We start from the raw sequence: 16,598 nt of genomic DNA, 5'->3' as shown, positions 1-16,598 counted from the left end.
AATGCAGAAGAAACAACAACAAGACCAAAGCCAGATCAAGTGGATTTCCGACTTCATCTGGAACATCGCTGACGACCGCCTGCGCGACGTCTACGTGCGCGGCAAGTACCGCGATGTGATCCTGCCCTTCACCGTATTGCGGCGGCTCGATGCCGTGCTCGAAGCGACGAAAGACGCGGTGCTCGAGCGCAAGAAGTTCCTGGACACCCACAAAGTGGCCGAGCAGGACGGCGCGCTGCGCATGGCGGCAGGCCAAGCCTTCTACAACGTCTCGGAATTCACGCTGGCCAAGCTCAAGGCCAGCGCAGCAGGCCAGCGCTTACGCGATGACTTCATTGCGTATTTGGACGGCTTTTCGCCCAACGTGCAGGAAATCCTCACCAAGTTCAACTTCCGCAACCAGATCCAGAAGCTGGTGGATTCCCACGTCCTTGGCTACCTGATCGACGACTTCCTCGACCCTGAGGTCAATCTCGCGCCGCTGCCGGTGAAGGATGCCGACGGCCGCATCAAGCTGCCCGCCCTGGACAACCATGGCATGGGCACGGTGTTTGAGGAGCTGATCCGCCGCTTCAACGAAGACAACAACGAAGAGGCAGGCGAGCACTTCACCCCGCGCGACGTGGTGCAGCTCATGGCCAAGCTGCTGTTTCTGCCAGTGGCCGACCGGATCGAATCCAGCACCTATTCGCTCTACGACGGCTCCTGCGGCACCGGCGGCATGCTCACCGTGGCCGAGGAAGCGCTACACGAACTGGCCGAGCAGCACGGCAAGGAAGTGTCAATCCACCTGTTTGGCCAGGAAATCAGCGACGAAACCTACGCCATCTGCAAGGCCGACCTGCTCTTGAAGGGGGAAGGAGCGGAAGCCGAGAACATCGTCGGTGGCGCAGACAAATCCACCCTGTCTGCCGACCAGTTCCGCAGCCGCGAATTCGATTTCATGATCTCCAACCCGCCCTACGGGAAAAGTTGGAAGACCGATCTGGAGCGCATGGGCGGCAAGAAGGAGTTCAACGACCCGCGTTTCATTGTCAGCCACGCGGGCAACAACGAGTTCAAGCTCCTCACCCGCTCCAGCGACGGGCAGCTCATGTTCCAGGTGAACAAGCTGCAGAAGATGAAGCACAACACGCCGCTGGGCAGCCGTATTGCGCTGGTGCATAACGGCTCGGCGCTGTTCACCGGGGACGCAGGCCAGGGCGAGAGCAACATCCGCCGCTGGGTGCTGGAGAACGACTGGCTCGAATCCATCATCGCCCTGCCGCTCAACATCTTCTACAACACGGGCATCGCCACCTACATCTGGGTGCTGGCCAACAAGAAGGCCGAAGCACGCCGTGGCAAGGTGCAGTTGATCGACGCCAGCGGCTGGTTCCAGCCGCTGCGCCGTAATCTCGGCAAGAAGAACTGCGAGCTCTCGGACGGAGACATCCAACGAATCCTCGACCTCTACCTCGGCGAGGCGCAGGAAACCGCCGAGTCGAAATGGTTCGACACCCAGGACTTCGGCTACTGGAAGATCACCGTCGAGCGCCCGCTGCGCCTGAAAAGTCAGCTCTCAGACGAACGCATCGAGCCCCTGCGGTTTGCCACCGGCGACGAGGCGCTGCGCGCCGAGATATACGCCACCCACGGTGAGACGCTCTACAGCGAGTTCGCCAAGCGCAAGCCAGCCATCGAGGCGTGGCTGAAGGGCGAGGACGAGAACGAAGACGACGACAGCGAAGACAGCGAGAGCAGTGATGACGGCGAAGCCACCACAACCCGCAAGGCCGTGCCCGCCAAGCGCCGCAAGAAGCTGCTCGATGCTTCGACGTGGCAGCGCGACAAGGGGCTGATGGAGGTGGCGCAACGGGCGCAGAAGGCACTGGGCAGCGCCGTGTTCGACGACCACAACGAATTCCGCGCCCGCTTCGATGCTGCGCTCAAGGCGCAGGGTGACAAGCTCGGCGCGCCGGAGAAGAAGACCATCTACAAGGCGGTGAGCTGGCGCGACGAAACCGCGCCGCCGGTCATCGCCAGGCGCAGCAAGCTCAAGGCAGGAGAACACTTCGAGCCCGGTTTCGATGGCGCGTACCTGGAGATCGTGGGCAAAGATCGCTTCATGGTCGAGTACGAGCCCGACAGTGATCTGCGCGACACCGAGCAGGTGCCGTTGAAGGAGCCGGGCGGTATCGATGCCTTCTTCGCCCGCGAGGTGCTGCCGCACGCACCGGATGCCTGGATTGCCACCGACAAGACCCAGATCGGCTACGAGATTTCGTTCGCCCGCTACTTCTACAAGCCCGCGCCGCTGCGCACGCTGGCAGAAATCCGCGCCGACATCCTGAAGCTGGAGCAGCAGACCGAAGGCTTGCTGGACAAGATCGTGGGAGGCGTGCCCGCATGAGCCAACGTATCGACCTTGTGGCGTCCATCGCCAACACGATTCAGGACTATCGGGGCGGCTCGCTCCCGCAGCCCATCCCCGACCACGTCGAGCATTGGGTGCAGCAATTCGACGCTGCTGTGCAGCTGCCCATCCTCCAAGAGATCGACCACGTACTCAAGAAGATCTACTTCTCGAAAGAGGACGTGGCCAAGTTCCTCCGTGGTGCGATGCGCACTCAGAAGCTCACCGGCGACAGACCCGACAGGTTCTGGCGATCTGCCAGCTTCCTCGATATTCAGGGCGGTGGCAGCAGCCAAACCGACATGCTCGCCCTGTTCTCCGAGCAACTGGAAGATGAGCACGGATTCGGCATCGCCGACTGCGGGCAAGGTGACGAAGTCTTCATCTATTTGGATGACGGCATTTTCACCGGCAACCGCGTGCGACGTGATCTGGAAGGATGGATTGGTGGCAACGCGCCCGCGCAGGCTAAGGTGCATGTGATCTGCATCGCAGAGCACAGTGGCGGACGGTATTACGCGAACACCAAGATTCAAGAAGTCATCCGAGGTTCGGGAAAGAATATAGATATCACGTGGTGGCACGCCATCGAGCTCGAGGACAGAAAGACCTACAGCGCAACGTCGGACGTGCTGCGCCCGACGGCGATCCCGAACGATCCTGCGGTGCAAGCCCATGTGGCTGCCATGCGGTACCCGCCCACGCTCAGAGCCGCTGGCAACCCCGGCGCTGCGGGTCTGTTCTCCAGCGACGCGGCCAAAATTCTGCTGGAACAGGAGTTCCTGAAAGCCGGTGTCCACATTCGGCAGATTTGCCCCAACCTCAGTGCCGTCCAGCGCCCCCTGGGGCACATGACGCTGGAAACGCTGGGCTTCGGCTCGCTCATCGTCACCTACCGCAATTGCCCCAACAACGCGCCGCTGGCGTTCTGGGTGGATGCGCCGTGGTATCCGCTTTTCCCGCGAACCACGAACACGCAGACGGCGATGAGAAGGATGTTTGCCGATCTGACCGGAGGCGATCTCTGATGAGCGGAAGAGATCAGAGTCGCACTTACAGCCGCAAGGACAGCGTCGTCTTCCTCAAGACCGACGAACCGTTTGGTGGCCTATCCAACATGGCGGGGGGCTACCCGATCCATGTTAATGGGGTACGGATACTAACCTCCGAGGCGCTGTATCAGGCCTGCCGCTTTCCGCATCTTCCCGACGTGCAGAAGCTGATCATCGGCCAGATCAGCCCTATGACGGCCAAAATGCGGAGCAAGCCCTACCGTAAGGATTCGCGCCCGGATTGGGATCAGGTGCGCGTGCGCATTATGCGCTGGAGCCTGCGCATGAAGCTGGCCAACAACTGGAACGCCTTCAGTACGTTGCTGCTGAAGACTGGCGAGCGACCCATCGTCGAGGAATCGCGCAAGGACGATTTTTGGGGAGCCAAGGTCGTTGACGACGGCGACACGCTGGTTGGCATGAACGTTTTGGGCAGGCTGCTGATGGAGTTGCGCGAGCAGGTGAAGCAGCAGGGGCGCGACGCAGCCCTGGACATCGCACCGCCGGACATTCCACAGTTCCTGCTGTTCGGGCAGGCGATTGAAGTGGCAGTGGGACTGCCAACGCCGCAGGCCGCCGAAGTACAGGAGCAGGGCTCCCTATTCGGTGCGGACACAGCCATCGCAGTCGAGGCTGTAGCTGATCCGGCACCGGTTGTTCCAGCCAAGACGGTAAATCAAGCCTTTCGCGCATCGGGTCTTCCTTGGGTACCGCATATACCTGAAAGCTGGCAAGTGCTGCGCAATGGCCGCCTATTCGGTCATCGCGTCGAAACGGGCTTCCCCGATCTACCCATTCTGGAAGTGTCGCTGCGCACCGGCGTACGTGTGCGTGACATGGAAAACCTGAAGCGCAAGCAGGTGATGAGCCAGAAGGAGAAGTACAAACGCGCAGCCAAAGGCGACATCGCCTACAACATGATGCGGATGTGGCAAGGCGCGGTCGGCCCCGCGCCAGTTGACGGGCTGGTCAGCCCGGCCTATGTCGTGGTGAAACCCTACGACGAGGCCAACAGCAGCTACTACAGCTACCTGTTCCGCACGGCGGCGTACATGCAGGAGGTCAACAAGTTCTCGCGCGGCATCGTGGCGGATCGCAACCGGCTGTATTGGGAGTCCTTTAAGCAGATGCCCTCGCTCGTGCCCCCGCGCCCCGAGCAAGACCAGATCGTCGCCTACCTACGAGCGCAGGACGCTCACATCGCCCGCTTCATCAAGGCCAAGCGCGATCTCATCAGGCTGCTCACCGAAAAGAAACTGCGCATCATCGACCACGCCGTCACGCGCGGCCTCGACGCTGCGGTCTCGCTGAAGCCGTCCGGCATCGAATGGCTGGGCGAGGTGCCGGAGCATTGGGAAGTAGCCCTCATTAAGCACGTCGCGGACGTGCGCTTCAGCGGGGTGGACAAACATTCACACGACCTCGAAACACCGGTGCGCCTGTGCAATTACACCGACGTCTACAAGAATGACCGCATCACCGACGATATGGACTTGATGCGCGCCACAGCGACGGCGGCAGAGATCGCCCGCCTGACGTTGAAAGCGGGCGATGTCATTCTGACGAAAGATTCCGAAACGCCGGACGACATCGGTGTACCCGCGTGGGTGCCGGAGGATTTGCCCGGCGTGGTTTGCGCGTATCACCTCGGCTTGCTGCGCCCCGTACCGGATCGCGTGTTGGGAGAGTTCCTGTTTCGCGCCATCGGCTCGGCGCGCACGGCGCAGCAGTTCCACGTTCTCGCCACCGGCGTCACGCGCTTTGCACTCGGCAAACACGATGTGAAGAACGCAGTCATCGCGTTACCACCCGTCGAAGAGCAAAAAACCATCTGCCGCTGGATCACCGACGAATGCAAGCCGCTGGATGACGCGATTGCCCGCACCGAAGAAGAAATCAAGCTAATCCGCGAATACCGCGACCGTCAGATTGCCGATGTGGTCACCGGTCAAGTGGACGTGCGCGGCTGGCAACCCGGCCCGGACGACGTGGTGGACGACGCGGCGCTGGCCGCGCTGGGCGATGAAAACGAAGATGTGACCGAAGAGGAGGATGGTGATGGCGAAGACTGACACCAGCGAGCGTTGGTTCGAGGCGCGCGTGGTACGCGGCTTGACCGGTGTGCCGCAGCCCGAGTACAGCCATGCGCTGGCTCCCACCGACTTTGCCGCCACCCACAACGGCTACGTGCAGGGCAAGCCCACCGACTACAACCGCGATGTAGCGCTGGATGTGGCGCAGTTGCTGGCCTTCTTGCAGGCCACCCAGCCCAAGGCGGTGGAAACGCTGGAACTGGCGGCGGACGGCATCAAGCGCACCCAGTTCCTGCACCGGCTGCAGGGCGAGATCACCAAGCGCGGCGTTGTGGACGTGCTGCGCAAGGGCGTGAGCCACGGGCCGGTACACGTCGATCTGTACAAGCTGCTGCCGACGCCGGGCAACGCCGCCGCAGCGGATGCCTTCGGCAAGAACATCTTCAGCGTCACCCGGCAGCTGCGCTACAGCAACGATTCCGGCAACGAACTGGACTTGGCGATCTTCATCAACGGCCTGCCGGTGCTGACTTTCGAGTTGAAGAACTCGCTGACCAAGCAGACCCTGGCCGACGCCATCGTCCAGTACCAAACCACGCGCAGCCCGCAGGAGCTGCTGTTCCAGTTGGGCCGTTGCGTTGCGCACATCGCGGTCGATGACGCGGAGGCTGCGTTCTGCACCGAGCTGAAGGGCAAAGCCTCGTGGTTCCTGCCGTTCAACCAGGGCTGGAACAGTGGCGCGGGCAACCCGCCCAACCCGGATGGCCTGAAGACCGACTACCTGTGGAAACAGGTGCTGACCCGCGAGTCGCTGGCCAACATCATCGAGAGTTACGCGCAGGTAGTGGAAGAGGAAGAAGCGGACACCAGCGGAAAGAAACGCAAGAAGCGCAAGCAGATCTTCCCGCGCTTCCATCAGTTGCGCACGGTGCGCGCCCTGCTGCGCCGGGCCCACGCCGACGGGGTGGGCAAGCGATATCTGATCCAGCATTCGGCGGGCAGCGGCAAGAGCAACACCATTGCCTGGCTGGCGCACCAGTTGGTGGAGTTGCGTCGCAAGGACGACCCGATGACGGCGCAGTTCGACTCCATCGTCGTCATCACCGACCGGCGCGCGCTGGACACACAGATTGCCCGCACCATCAAGGGTTACGACCATGTGGCGGCCATCTTCGGCCACTCCGACAACGCGCAGGAACTGCGCGAGTACCTGCGCCGAGGCAAGAAGATCATCGTCACCACGGTGCAGAAGTTCCCGTTCATCCTCGATGAGCTGGGCGACCTCAGCGACAAGAAGTTCGCGCTACTGATCGACGAGGCGCATTCCAGCCAAGGCGGCAAAACCACGGCGCGGATGCACGAAGCCCTCGGCGGCAAGGTTGCCGAGGAGGAGTTCGAGGAGGACAGCACGCAGGATGCGGTGAACGCGGAAATCGAGAAACGCATCGCCTCGCGCAAGCTGCTCGCCAACGCCAGCTACTTCGCATTCACTGCCACGCCCAAGAACAAGACGCTGGAGTTGTTCGGCGAGAAAACCCTGGTCGGCGACAAGGTGCAGTTCCGCTCGCCGGAAGAGCTTACCTACACAACCAAGCAGGCGATCCAGGAGAAGTTCATCCTCGACGTGGTGGAGAACTACACCACCTACGACAGCTTCTACCAAGTGGCCAAGACGGTGGCGGACGACCCGGAATTCGACAAGGTGAAGGCGCTGAAGAAGATCCGCCACTACGTCGAATCGCACGACAAGGCCATCCGTCGCAAGGCCGAGATCATGGTCGATCACTTCATCGCACAGGTTGCGGGCAAACAGAAGATCGGCGGCAAGGCGCGGGCGATGATCGTGTGCAACGGCATCGCGCGGGCCATCGACTACTGGCGCGAGGTGTCGGACTACCTCACCCAGATCAAGAGCCCGTACAAGGCCATCGTGGCGTACTCGGGCGACTTCGAGATCGGTGGTCAGAAGAAGACCGAGGCCGATCTCAATGGGTTTCCGAGTAAGGACATTCCGGCGAATCTCAAGCAAGACCCGTATCGCTTCCTGATCGTTGCCAACAAGTTCGTCACCGGCTTCGATGAGCCCTTGCTGCACACGATGTACGTGGACAAGCCGTTGGCGGGCGTGCTGGCGGTGCAGACCCTGTCACGTTTGAACCGGGCACATCCGCAAAAGCACGACACCTTCGTGCTCGACTTCGCCGACAACGCCGAGGCAGTGAAGGCGGCGTTCCAGGACTACTACCGCGCCACCATCCAGACCGGCGAAACCGACGCCAACAAGCTGCACGACCTGAAGGCTGAACTCGACGGGCAGCAGGTGTATAGCTGGCAGCAGGTGGAAGACTTGGTGTCGCTGTACTTGAGCGGCGCTGACCGGGACAAACTCGATCCGATCCTCGATGCGTGCGTGGTCGAATACACCGACCAGCTCGGCGAGGACGATCAGGTCAAGTTCAAGGGGAAGGCCAAGGCCTTCGTGCGCAGCTACGGTTTCCTCGCCGCGATCCTGAGTTACGGTCACCCGACGTGGGAGAAGCTGTCGATCTTCCTGAACTTCCTCATCCCCAAGTTGCCCGCGCCCAAGGAGGAAGACCTCTCCAAAGGGGTGCTGGAGACCATCGACATGGACAGCTACCGGGTTGAGGCCAAAGCAGCGCTGAAGATGGCGATGGACGATGCCGACGCCACCGTCGATCCGGTGCCGCCCGGTGGTGGAGGCGGCAAAGGCGAAGCCGACATCGACAGGCTCTCCGCGATCATCAAGACCTTCAACGACCTCTTCGGCAACATCGAGTGGAAGGACGAGGACAAGATCCGCAAGGTCATCGCCGAGGAAATCCCAGCGCGGGTAGCGCAGGACAAGGCCTACCAGAACGCGCAGGCGAACTCCGACAAGCAAAACGCCAAGCTGGAGCACGACAAGGCACTCAACCGCGTGGTGCTGGAGCTGCTGTCCGACCACACCGAACTGTTCAAGCAGTTCAGCGACAACCCCAATTTCAAGCGTTGGCTGACGGACACGGTGTTCGATGCGACCTATCAGCCGGGCGTGGTGCCGCCGAAGGCCCCGCCGCAGACCGGTGCGTCGGCGTGATGACCGGGACGAGAGAGGAATGGGTATGGAATTGAATCTGGCGAAAACCGTCGTCGGCTACCTCAAGGCGCACCCGGATGAGAAATTCACCGCGCGTCAGATCGCCGAGTGGGTGTTTGCCACCTATCCCGAGCAGTGTCAGGCCAAGAAACAGAGCAGCCAACGCCTCGAAACGGATGCCGATCTGTTGCAGCAGATCGTGCGCGAGATCAGTTCCCAGTTGCCGCGCCTGCAAAGGAAGCATCTGGAGCTGAAGACGACCGAGGGGCGGCCGCGCAAGCATTACTACTCGGAGCGGTCGGACAGCGCCGAGGTGGCAGCGGTCGAGAGTGAAGGCACTACGGTCACGTCAGCGGAGGACTCAGGGTCGCCCAAGATCGACGAACACGCGCTCTACCCGCTGCTGTCGCAATATCTGTGGGAGGAGTTCGGGGTTTTCTCCAAGCGCATCGACGAAAAGCGCTCATCGAACAAGCGCGGGCCCAATGGCAACCGCTGGCTGTATCCGGATGTGGTCGGCATGGAGGATTTGAGCAAGGAATGGCACCGCGAAGTGCGCGATTGCGTGACGCAGTATTCCGACAAGCGCACCAAGTTGTGGTCGTTCGAGGCCAAGCTGCTGATCAACCGTTCGAACGTGCGTGAATGCTTTTTCCAGGCGGTGTCGAATTCGTCGTGGGCCAATTTCGGCTATCTGGTCGCGGCGGAAATCGGCGGCACCGATACGCTGAAGGAACTGCGGATGCTGTTCGCCGCCCACGGCATCGGCTTCATCAAGCTGGACGTGGACAACCCTGCCGACAGTCAAGTGCTGATACCGGCGCGCGAGCGCGACGAGATCGATTGGGACATGGCCAACAGGCTGGCCACGGAGAACCGGGATTTTCTGGAATACGTGAAGCTGGTTAAGCAGTTCTACCAGACTGGCGAGGCGCGCCCAGCGGACTGGGACGTTCCCGAACTGGACGATTGACCGCCTATTCCAGGTGGCCCACGACGTCGAGGCGTTCGTCGCCGCGCTGAAACGCGCCGAACCAGCCGTCACGCGAGTCGCTGCGGGTGCGGCTCACCAGCAGCGTGAACCCCTCGCAGCCGCGCCCTTTGGCGGTGGCGAAGTCGGTGGTGTCGAATTTGGCCTCGCGCACCAGCGTCGTGGCCACCGACTTCATGGCCGATTCGAACAGGTCGAGCAGATGTTCTTGCAGGCTGGCGTCGATGTTGCGCGAGGTCACGTCGTCAATGACGGCGTGCTTGAATCGGTTACTCATGGTCAATGCTCCGTGGTGGGTACGGATGTCATGAACGCGCTGTTCGGGCTGAAAGCCAAGCGCATTCGGGATGGAACGATCAGATGTTGCGAAGTCGTCAAGCGCTGACTACTTGGTGGTGGATGCCATCTCGCTGACCCAAGCCTGCAACGCCCTCAGCTGCTCGGCGTTCTCGTGACAGGTCTGGTAGTTGGCAGCAACGGTTCCGGCGACGGCAGAGATCGCAATGCCTGTGGCGGCCGCATCAGCATCTCGGGCGGGCTCGGGCAGTTCACCGGCGGCGGCAGCGTCGTGCAGGCGCACAAAGCCACGGTTGATAGTGCAAGCAGCATCGGCTTGAACGGGCACATAGACGGGAACCTCCTTGATGATGGTGTCGCCCTTCTCGCGGACGACGCGGACACGGTCGACGTACTGGGTGACGACCTTGACGGTGGCTTGCGCCTGCCGCTCGCGGGCGGCGGCGGTCTGTAGGGCTTGCTGCTGGATGGCGGCATCCCATTGCGCTTGAACGTGGCTCGCCCCCTTGATCCAGCCAAAGCCAACCAGAGCGACGCCGAGCGCCGCCAGGGCCAGCAGCCGGTACGGCCACGGAATCACGCTCACGACGCCTCCCCGATGCACTGCCGGTATTCGGCTTCTCGCCGCGTAGCCAGCCCGCCGCACAGCCGCGCGTTGGTGGGCAGTGCGCAGTCTTTGCCCTGGAAGAAGCGCCAGCGCAGCAGCTCGGCACAGGCTCCCGCGTAGTCCTCGGCGTTGAGTTTTCTGACCAGCGTGGACTGGCAGAACGCGCGGCTGCCGACGTTGTAAGAAAAGCTCACCAGCGCGTCGTACTCGTGCTGGGCCAGGGGCACGGTCACGCATTGCTTGAGCGCCCCCTCGAATTGCTGCACGTCGGTAAGAGCCCGAGCCAGCGCCTTTGGCGGCGTGGTGGTGTCGCCCAGCTTCACCCCGGTGGTGGTGCCGAAACCAATGGTCGGTACATCGCCCTTGACGGGGATCACTGCACGGTCGGTGTAGCCCTCGTGCAGCACGATGCCAACCAGGGCGGCAGCGGACAGCGTCAGTCCGGCCACCGTCCTGCGTATCGCTGGTGATGGTGGCCGGGTCATCGGTGCATCTCCGGCTGAGCCACGATGCGAGCTACGGTTGCGCCGATGCTGGCGGCAAAGGCCAGCAGCACGAACGCGCCGCGCGGTAGTACGTCCCCGAACAGCGGCACCGCGACTTCCGCCGCCGTGAAGGCAGCGGCCAGCAGCGAGAAGCGGATGCTCCAGGCCCGTCGCAACACGCGCCGCCAGTCGTCCAGTAGGCAGATCTTCGGCTTGGCAGTCATTGCACGCCTCCCATCAGCTTCAACTTGATGGCAGCCCCCACCAGCAGCGCGGCCAGGATGCCGGTGGTCACGACCTTGACGGTGGTCTGCCACGCCGTTCGGCGGGCATCGCGCCACGCTTCCAGCAGATCGCGCAGTTCGCGGATGTCCTTCGCCGCACTGCCGTTCTCCAGCCCGAGGTGGGCCAGGCAACGCTCTGCACCGCGTTCGGCGGCGCGGTCGAGCAGATCGTCAAAGTCCTCGCGGCGCAGCAGGAGCATGTTTTCCACGAGGGCGGCGGGTTGTTGTTCGGGTTCGGTCATTGCGGGTCTCCAGAAATGCGAAACCCGCCTGATGCACGTGGCACCAAGGCGGGTTCAGGGGTGATCAGGAAGATGGGTTTCAGATTTCGATGATTTCCAGCGTCAGGCTGGGTGCGCCGCCTTCGATGACGTCATCACGCACGAACACCTTCTGGCCGATGGCAGCGCTGCCGCGTGCGCGGATCAAGCCGCCGCCGGGCAAGGCGACGGTCACGACGCCGGAGCCGACGCCCACAACCGTGCCCGCCTGCAATGGCGGCTCAGGGATGAGCTGGCGGAACTGCTCGTAGAGGTTATGCATGGCTCTGCACCCCCAAGGTCTGCCAGACCTCCGGCATTCCTGCCTCGACTTGCGTCGAGCGCACGATGCCCAGCCGGGTCACGCTGCCGTCCTGGTACTCGACGAACGCACCCGGCTCGATGATCCCCGTCTCGGCCAGCACCGGCAGGCGCAGGCTCACCTCGATCTGTTGCCCGGTATCGGCCAGAACCGAGATGCCTCGCTGGCGCGCCGCAGCGGCTTCGGTGATCAGCGCATCGACCACCATCGGAGCCAGCACATCCCCGGCAGTACCCGCCCTGGTCACCTGCCCAAGCACACCGACATCCTGGCCGGACACGAACACGCGGTTGTAGCCGGGCTTCTCTACCCAGCGTAGCGACTCGCGGGCCACCGCATCGACGGGCAGCACGAAGTCTGGCGTGACGGTGTTCCACTCCCAGGGCGCAGCCGGATAACGGTGGCGCACGCGGATGCTCTGGTCGGACGGGTGCGGGATCAGGTAACCCCCCGGCCGCACTGGCAATGGCAATCAGGGCTTCCATCCACGTACCCTGCTGGGTGAATACCCCGGACGGGACGTTCCAGTCGGTCAGGCCCCAATCGATGCTCCAGCCCAACGGGATACCGTTGAGCGTGAGAACATCGTCCATCAACTGCCGTGCCGTGCGCGCCTGCGGTTGCTGGAAGTTCATCACCGGCGCGTAGGGTGCGGCCAGCACGGCGTTACGCCCTCTTCCTGAGATGCGGATGCTCGCGTCGCCGAACACCCGCTCGCGGCTGATGCTCTCAGCCAGCACGCGAAACGGCGTGCCGTTGACGCTGGCTACCAGTTCGACCGGGCCGCCGTTGCTGCTGGGGGCGACGAGGCTTGTAGCGGCGGCGGGCAGCAGCGCATCGAAGCCCCACGTCCAGGAGGCGGCATCGAGCGCCAGTGAAAGGCTGAACACTGGCACGGGCAATCCATCGGGCAGCCGGTGCAGTGTCACGTTGTTGATCACGAAATACACCCTCCGAACGGGAACGACCACCGGCTCCCCATCGGGAGGTGGCGGGTCGATGTGGTTTTCACAAACGAACAGCAAGTGGCTGTCCGCAGGGGCCAATGCCGCGAACACCAGGTGGGCGCTCGGCGCGTAGCAAGGTTGAGGCGCGGGCGGCTCTGGGATCACCCAGATGCTGATCCCTGGCAGCGGCGGCACGGCATCCTGATACCGGCCACGCCATCCCATCGCTGATGGACTCGCGCTCTGAAAATCACTCCCTTGGCGCTGGGTGAGCTGCCGCGCGGTTTGCCAAGGGCTCACCCGTCCCGCGCGCTTGGTGCGGTCGCCGTCTTGATGACGAAACCCCGTCGCATCGCGCAGGCGGGACGCGTTCTGAAACAAGCTCAGTCGAGCCAATTCGAGATACGTGCCATCCTGATGCGCGAACCACGTCAAGTCGTGGAAGGGCCGAGCCTGTTGCTGGCCGGTGCGATGCTGCGCAGGCAGCGAGGCCAAGACCGGGGGGTAACCGATGATCGACGCCTTGAGGCGCGGCAATCGTGCGCCGCCAGAACGTCTTCCAGCCTGCGGGCGTTGCAGCCGCATCCTGCTGGCTCTGCTTCGCGCCGTCCTCCGTCTGCTTCGCCACCTGCCAGAGGTGCGAAGTCCGACCCACCGTGGGACGCTGCGTGTGCGACGCGTACCTGACCTCTCCGGTGAACACGACGCCGGGCAGGCTTGCGCCTGCACCAGCCCCCACATTCAAGGGCACGCTCGGGCGCAAGACCAGTGACTGCACCGTCAGGCCCGGGAGCTGGGCTAACAACTCGGCCCGTGCCGGTGGGATGAACTTGATCGTGACGACCGGCAGCGGCAGTGTGGCCCGCAACGTCACATCGTCGCGCGGGGCGATGTAGTTGGCCCCGAACACCAAATTGGCGTCGGTGGCAGCGGGTTGATCGAAGAGCAGATCGACCAAGGGCGGGTCGACCACCACGGTGACGGCGGGCGCGGGCAACGTGGCGACCAAGGTCACCTCGTTGGACACGGCAGGCACGGCTTACCCCAGGATGGCCGACACCATCCGGGCGTCACCGCCCAGATAGAGGTTGGTGCTGGCCAGTTTCACATCGCCATCGCCGTCGGTACCGCTGCAATCCAGATCCAAAGCCGTGACTTCGTTGCCGTTGACCAGCCGCGCCCACGTGGCAACGCCGGTGCTGGTGATCAAACCGTCCTCCTGTTGCGTCAGGGTGAGTAGTCCCCCCGCAATCGTGCCTGCGGGCTTGGTGAGCCTGATCTCGACCAGCATCGCGCTCGCGGGCGTCGTCGCCGGGGTGGCGGGACGCGTACCGCCGTAAATGCGCAGGCGCGCCGGGTTGGTGCCTGCGTCGAGGAAGGCCAAGGTGCCTGCCAGCCGCGCCTCGTTGTGTTCGACAGTGATGGCAACGGTCACGGCATCATCTCCGGGCGTAGGTTGTCCGCGATCACGGCGCGGTACATCTGCTTGTGGTCGTAGCTGACCACGGTGTATCGCTGCGCCGGGTCCACCAGTTCGAATCGGTAGTTGCCGCCGGTGTCAGACCACGTCTCGGCGACCAGGATGCGGGTGTTCTCGCTGATGAGCTGCACCCTCCGCACCAGCGGTTGGTCGGGTTGTCCCTTCTCCTTGACCGTTCCAGCGATGAATCCGTGGCCGCTGAAGTGGATGTTCTTGCGACCGTTCGGAATCGGATGGAATTGCCAGTCGTAGCCACCACCTCGGCTCCACAACTCCGAGTTGGGACTGTTCAAGCGCATCAGGTCACAGTCAGCGTTGACGCCGATGTTGGCGGCGGGATCGGGCAGCACCGAGGTCGATCCACCGGCCAACGGCAGCAGATCGTCGGCGGCGTTCACGCCCACCGCCGCAGGAAACGCAGGCAAGCCCGAAGGCGTGTCACCAAAGATGGCGTGGACGCGGGCCGTGGCCCCGTACAGGAACACACCTGGAATCAGCTTGCCCCGGTAGGCGGCATCGCCGACCTGGAACATCAGTACGCCGTCCACTTTGAACTGGATCAATCGCGCCCAGGGCACTCCGTTGGCATCCAGTGCGCCAACGATGACCTCGCAGCGCAGGGTCATCCGCTGGCCGACGTTGAAGGTCGGAGCCACGTCGGCCAGCCCAGCAATGGGCCTCGCCCCATCATTGACGCCACCCGTCACCCCGGCCCCGTCACCAAAACCACTGTTCCAGCGGGAAACACTCCACCCCCCGTCGAGGTGTGCGAACCGGTAGCCTTCGGAGCCATTGCCAGTGGTCATCCACAGGCCGATGTGTTTGCGGGCGCTTGGGTCGGTCAACAACTCGACGTCGGCCTCGAACCAGAAATCGCCGTGGGCGGCTTCATTGAAGCGCAGGATGGACTGACTGTTGGGAGCCGAGATGTCGATGGATTGCTGCGCGCTGTTGTGCATCGCGGACATTCCGCCCAGAACTGCGGTGTAACCGGCGGCAGGCGCAGTGGCGAAGGACTCGCTCAACGGGTAGCTCATCGCTTACCTCCAAGGCCCGGTGATGTCGAATGCGATCTGTGCGCCTTCGGTTTCCGAGCTGTATTGCGTCCTGACCAACAGGAACCTTCTGCCTTCCTGGCCGACGACGTTGTCGACGATGGTCTGGTCGCTGTACGGACGATCCTGTGGCATCCACAGCATTCCAGGCAGGATGCCGCGCATGTGGCCATCCTCTTGCCGCACGTAGGTGGGCAGCAGCCACAAGCTGTAGTCGGCTCCATTCGGGAACGGCGTCGGGCCCCGGCCGCAGATCTGCTGGCCATTGTTCGTGTTCAGGGACGTGAGCCCAAACCGCACCGGGTTGCCGAGTTGGGTGTGGTTGCGCAGCAGCACCTTGCCCGTGAAGTCCAGGGACGAGACCAACCCGTAGCCGCTGAACTGGCCGGGATAGCTCCAGTAGTTGCTCATCCCCGAGTAGTTGTCATCGGCAGCCAGCACCGTGGCGTAGTTGTCACCCGGCTTGAAGCTGATGAGGTCGCCAAAGCAGTAGCTGTTGCGGCCATACCAGCCATAGCCCGCCGCGTTGGTGCAGAAGAGGAAGAACAGGCGGTCGTCACCGATCAGCACCCAGTTACGCCCACCGCCGCCGCTGTCACCATTGCTCTCGTACTGGGGGCCACGCGCGTGGAACCACTTGTACCAACCCCACTGGCTGGCGGTGACCTGTTTCCAGTTCTGCGCCGGGTTGTTCGGGTCATAGGGAGCCTGCGCGCCGACGATGGTGTCGATGTCCGACAGGTCTTCGACGATGCCGACGTTGGCCCACTTGGCCCAGCCCGTCGTGTAGTTGGGCGTCTTGAGGCTGTTGTCGATCAGCAGCAGGTTTTGCGGGGACTGCGGGTTCTTGCTGCGGTAGGCGGCCTTGTGAGTCGCCGAGAACGGCTTATCCCACCCCAGCGGGGCAACCTTGGCCGAGAGACTCGTCGCCGTCGTGGCGGTCGAGACGGGCGTGCCGGTCACCGCATAGGTGAACGTGGTCATCGTCGCCGTCAGTACGCGGAACTGTCCGTTGTACTCGAGCTGCTCAGCGCCAGCGATCTCGACCACCTGAAATGGCCGATAGGCGTGGCCCGAGGAAATGGTCGCCGTGGCGATGCCGTCGGCGAAGGTCAATGTGTCGATGGCCTTCAAGGCGAAGCCGTTGATCAGGCACGCATCGAGCATCGTCACCAGATCTCCCCAGTTGTTGGCGATCTGGGGCGCGCCAGTCATGCCGCTGCTGAAGTATTTGACGGTCAGGTCGGTCATAGGAATTCCTGCGAGAAGGGTTCAAAGATCAGGGGGCACCCA

General features: G+C 62.9%; 16 protein-coding genes. 5 read left to right on the top strand and 11 right to left on the bottom strand.

Features of this window, described 5'->3' with window-relative positions:
- The first annotated feature begins 1 nt into the window (after position 1).
- The 5 genes from R0D99_RS02245 to R0D99_RS02225 are packed head-to-tail and all read left to right on the top strand — an operon-like array spanning position 2 to position 9,550.
- On the top strand, positions 2–2,392 hold the full coding sequence (locus tag R0D99_RS02245) for a class I SAM-dependent DNA methyltransferase (protein WP_317749762.1): 2,391 nt from the start codon (positions 2–4) through the stop codon (positions 2,390–2,392).
- Positions 2,389–3,423 carry a hypothetical protein gene (locus tag R0D99_RS02240; RefSeq protein WP_317749761.1) on the top strand — a complete coding sequence of 345 codons (1,035 nt, stop codon included), beginning with the start codon at positions 2,389–2,391 and terminating at the stop codon, positions 3,421–3,423. The genes R0D99_RS02245 and R0D99_RS02240 overlap by 4 nt, the downstream gene beginning before the upstream one ends.
- The gene (locus R0D99_RS02235) at positions 3,423–5,519 is read left to right on the top strand and encodes an NADAR domain-containing protein (protein ID WP_317749760.1); all 2,097 of its coding nucleotides are present in this window, start codon (positions 3,423–3,425) and stop codon (positions 5,517–5,519) included. Before R0D99_RS02240 ends, R0D99_RS02235 begins: the two co-directional genes overlap by 1 nt.
- Positions 5,506–8,577, top strand: coding sequence for a type I restriction endonuclease subunit R (locus R0D99_RS02230; protein ID WP_317749759.1), 3,072 nt, complete (start codon positions 5,506–5,508; stop codon positions 8,575–8,577). The genes R0D99_RS02235 and R0D99_RS02230 overlap by 14 nt, the downstream gene beginning before the upstream one ends.
- A 25-nt stretch (positions 8,578–8,602) precedes the next feature.
- Complete coding sequence (locus R0D99_RS02225; RefSeq protein WP_317749758.1) at positions 8,603–9,550, top strand: COG2958 family protein; 948 nt, start codon at positions 8,603–8,605, stop codon at positions 9,548–9,550.
- Positions 9,551–9,554: 4 nt separating this feature from the next.
- On the opposite strand, the gene R0D99_RS02220 is transcribed toward R0D99_RS02225, so the two are convergent.
- The 11 genes from R0D99_RS02220 to R0D99_RS02170 all read right to left on the bottom strand — a co-directional run bounded on the left by R0D99_RS02220 (position 9,555) and on the right by R0D99_RS02170 (position 16,556).
- Positions 9,555–9,845, bottom strand: a complete 291-nt coding sequence (locus tag R0D99_RS02220) for a hypothetical protein (RefSeq protein WP_317749757.1) — start codon at positions 9,843–9,845, stop codon at positions 9,555–9,557.
- 108 nt (positions 9,846–9,953) lie between these two features.
- Positions 9,954–10,451, bottom strand: coding sequence for a hypothetical protein (locus tag R0D99_RS02215; protein ID WP_317749756.1), 498 nt, complete (start codon positions 10,449–10,451; stop codon positions 9,954–9,956).
- A complete protein-coding gene (locus R0D99_RS02210; protein ID WP_279841838.1) occupies positions 10,448–10,957 on the bottom strand; it encodes a lysozyme in 510 nt (169 codons plus the stop codon). The genes R0D99_RS02215 and R0D99_RS02210 overlap by 4 nt, the downstream gene beginning before the upstream one ends.
- Positions 10,954–11,181 carry a hypothetical protein gene (locus R0D99_RS02205; RefSeq protein WP_317749755.1) on the bottom strand — a complete coding sequence of 76 codons (228 nt, stop codon included), beginning with the start codon at positions 11,179–11,181 and terminating at the stop codon, positions 10,954–10,956. Before R0D99_RS02205 ends, R0D99_RS02210 begins: the two co-directional genes overlap by 4 nt.
- Positions 11,178–11,483 (bottom strand): DUF6127 family protein, encoded by a 306-nt coding sequence (locus R0D99_RS02200; RefSeq protein ID WP_317749754.1) that lies wholly within the window; start codon positions 11,481–11,483, stop codon positions 11,178–11,180. Before R0D99_RS02200 ends, R0D99_RS02205 begins: the two co-directional genes overlap by 4 nt.
- A gap of 79 nt (positions 11,484–11,562) precedes the next feature.
- Positions 11,563–11,784, bottom strand: coding sequence for a hypothetical protein (locus tag R0D99_RS02195; protein WP_317749753.1), 222 nt, complete (start codon positions 11,782–11,784; stop codon positions 11,563–11,565).
- Positions 11,777–12,295, bottom strand: a complete 519-nt coding sequence (locus R0D99_RS02190) for a hypothetical protein (protein WP_317749752.1) — start codon at positions 12,293–12,295, stop codon at positions 11,777–11,779. The genes R0D99_RS02195 and R0D99_RS02190 overlap by 8 nt, the downstream gene beginning before the upstream one ends.
- A 725-nt stretch (positions 12,296–13,020) precedes the next feature.
- Positions 13,021–13,806: a hypothetical protein gene (locus tag R0D99_RS02185; protein ID WP_317749751.1), complete on the bottom strand. Its 786-nt coding sequence runs from the start codon at positions 13,804–13,806 to the stop codon at positions 13,021–13,023.
- Between the two features lie 3 nt (positions 13,807–13,809).
- Positions 13,810–14,205, bottom strand: a complete 396-nt coding sequence (locus R0D99_RS02180) for a hypothetical protein (protein ID WP_128313629.1) — start codon at positions 14,203–14,205, stop codon at positions 13,810–13,812.
- Positions 14,202–15,287 (bottom strand): hypothetical protein, encoded by a 1,086-nt coding sequence (locus R0D99_RS02175; RefSeq protein ID WP_317749750.1) that lies wholly within the window; start codon positions 15,285–15,287, stop codon positions 14,202–14,204. The genes R0D99_RS02180 and R0D99_RS02175 overlap by 4 nt, the downstream gene beginning before the upstream one ends.
- Positions 15,288–15,290: 3 nt before the next feature.
- Positions 15,291–16,556 (bottom strand): hypothetical protein, encoded by a 1,266-nt coding sequence (locus tag R0D99_RS02170; RefSeq protein ID WP_317749749.1) that lies wholly within the window; start codon positions 16,554–16,556, stop codon positions 15,291–15,293.
- Positions 16,557–16,598 lie beyond the last annotated feature (42 nt).

Source organism: Ottowia sp. SB7-C50 (assembly GCF_033110285.1).
Classification (GTDB): domain Bacteria; phylum Pseudomonadota; class Gammaproteobacteria; order Burkholderiales; family Burkholderiaceae_C; genus Ottowia.
Note: the sequence above shows the minus strand (reverse complement) of the source record. Positions and strands in the feature narration are given on the sequence as shown.

Excerpts from the sequence above, each read along its gene's own strand:
- R0D99_RS02195 (WP_317749753.1), bottom strand. The coding sequence starts at position 11,784 with ATGCATAACCTCTACGAGCAGTTCCGCCAGCTCATCCCTGAGCCGCCA.
- R0D99_RS02230 (WP_317749759.1), top strand. The coding sequence starts at position 5,506 with ATGGCGAAGACTGACACCAGCGAGCGTTGGTTCGAGGCGCGCGTGGTA.
- R0D99_RS02170 (WP_317749749.1), bottom strand. The coding sequence starts at position 16,556 with ATGACCGACCTGACCGTCAAATACTTCAGCAGCGGCATGACTGGCGCG.
- R0D99_RS02235 (WP_317749760.1), top strand. The coding sequence starts at position 3,423 with ATGAGCGGAAGAGATCAGAGTCGCACTTACAGCCGCAAGGACAGCGTC.
- R0D99_RS02210 (WP_279841838.1), bottom strand. The coding sequence starts at position 10,957 with ATGACCCGGCCACCATCACCAGCGATACGCAGGACGGTGGCCGGACTG.
- R0D99_RS02220 (WP_317749757.1), bottom strand. The coding sequence starts at position 9,845 with ATGAGTAACCGATTCAAGCACGCCGTCATTGACGACGTGACCTCGCGC.
- R0D99_RS02245 (WP_317749762.1), top strand. The coding sequence starts at position 2 with ATGCAGAAGAAACAACAACAAGACCAAAGCCAGATCAAGTGGATTTCC.
- R0D99_RS02205 (WP_317749755.1), bottom strand. The coding sequence starts at position 11,181 with ATGACTGCCAAGCCGAAGATCTGCCTACTGGACGACTGGCGGCGCGTG.
- R0D99_RS02225 (WP_317749758.1), top strand. The coding sequence starts at position 8,603 with ATGGAATTGAATCTGGCGAAAACCGTCGTCGGCTACCTCAAGGCGCAC.
- R0D99_RS02175 (WP_317749750.1), bottom strand. The coding sequence starts at position 15,287 with ATGAGCTACCCGTTGAGCGAGTCCTTCGCCACTGCGCCTGCCGCCGGT.
- R0D99_RS02240 (WP_317749761.1), top strand. The coding sequence starts at position 2,389 with ATGAGCCAACGTATCGACCTTGTGGCGTCCATCGCCAACACGATTCAG.
- R0D99_RS02200 (WP_317749754.1), bottom strand. The coding sequence starts at position 11,483 with ATGACCGAACCCGAACAACAACCCGCCGCCCTCGTGGAAAACATGCTC.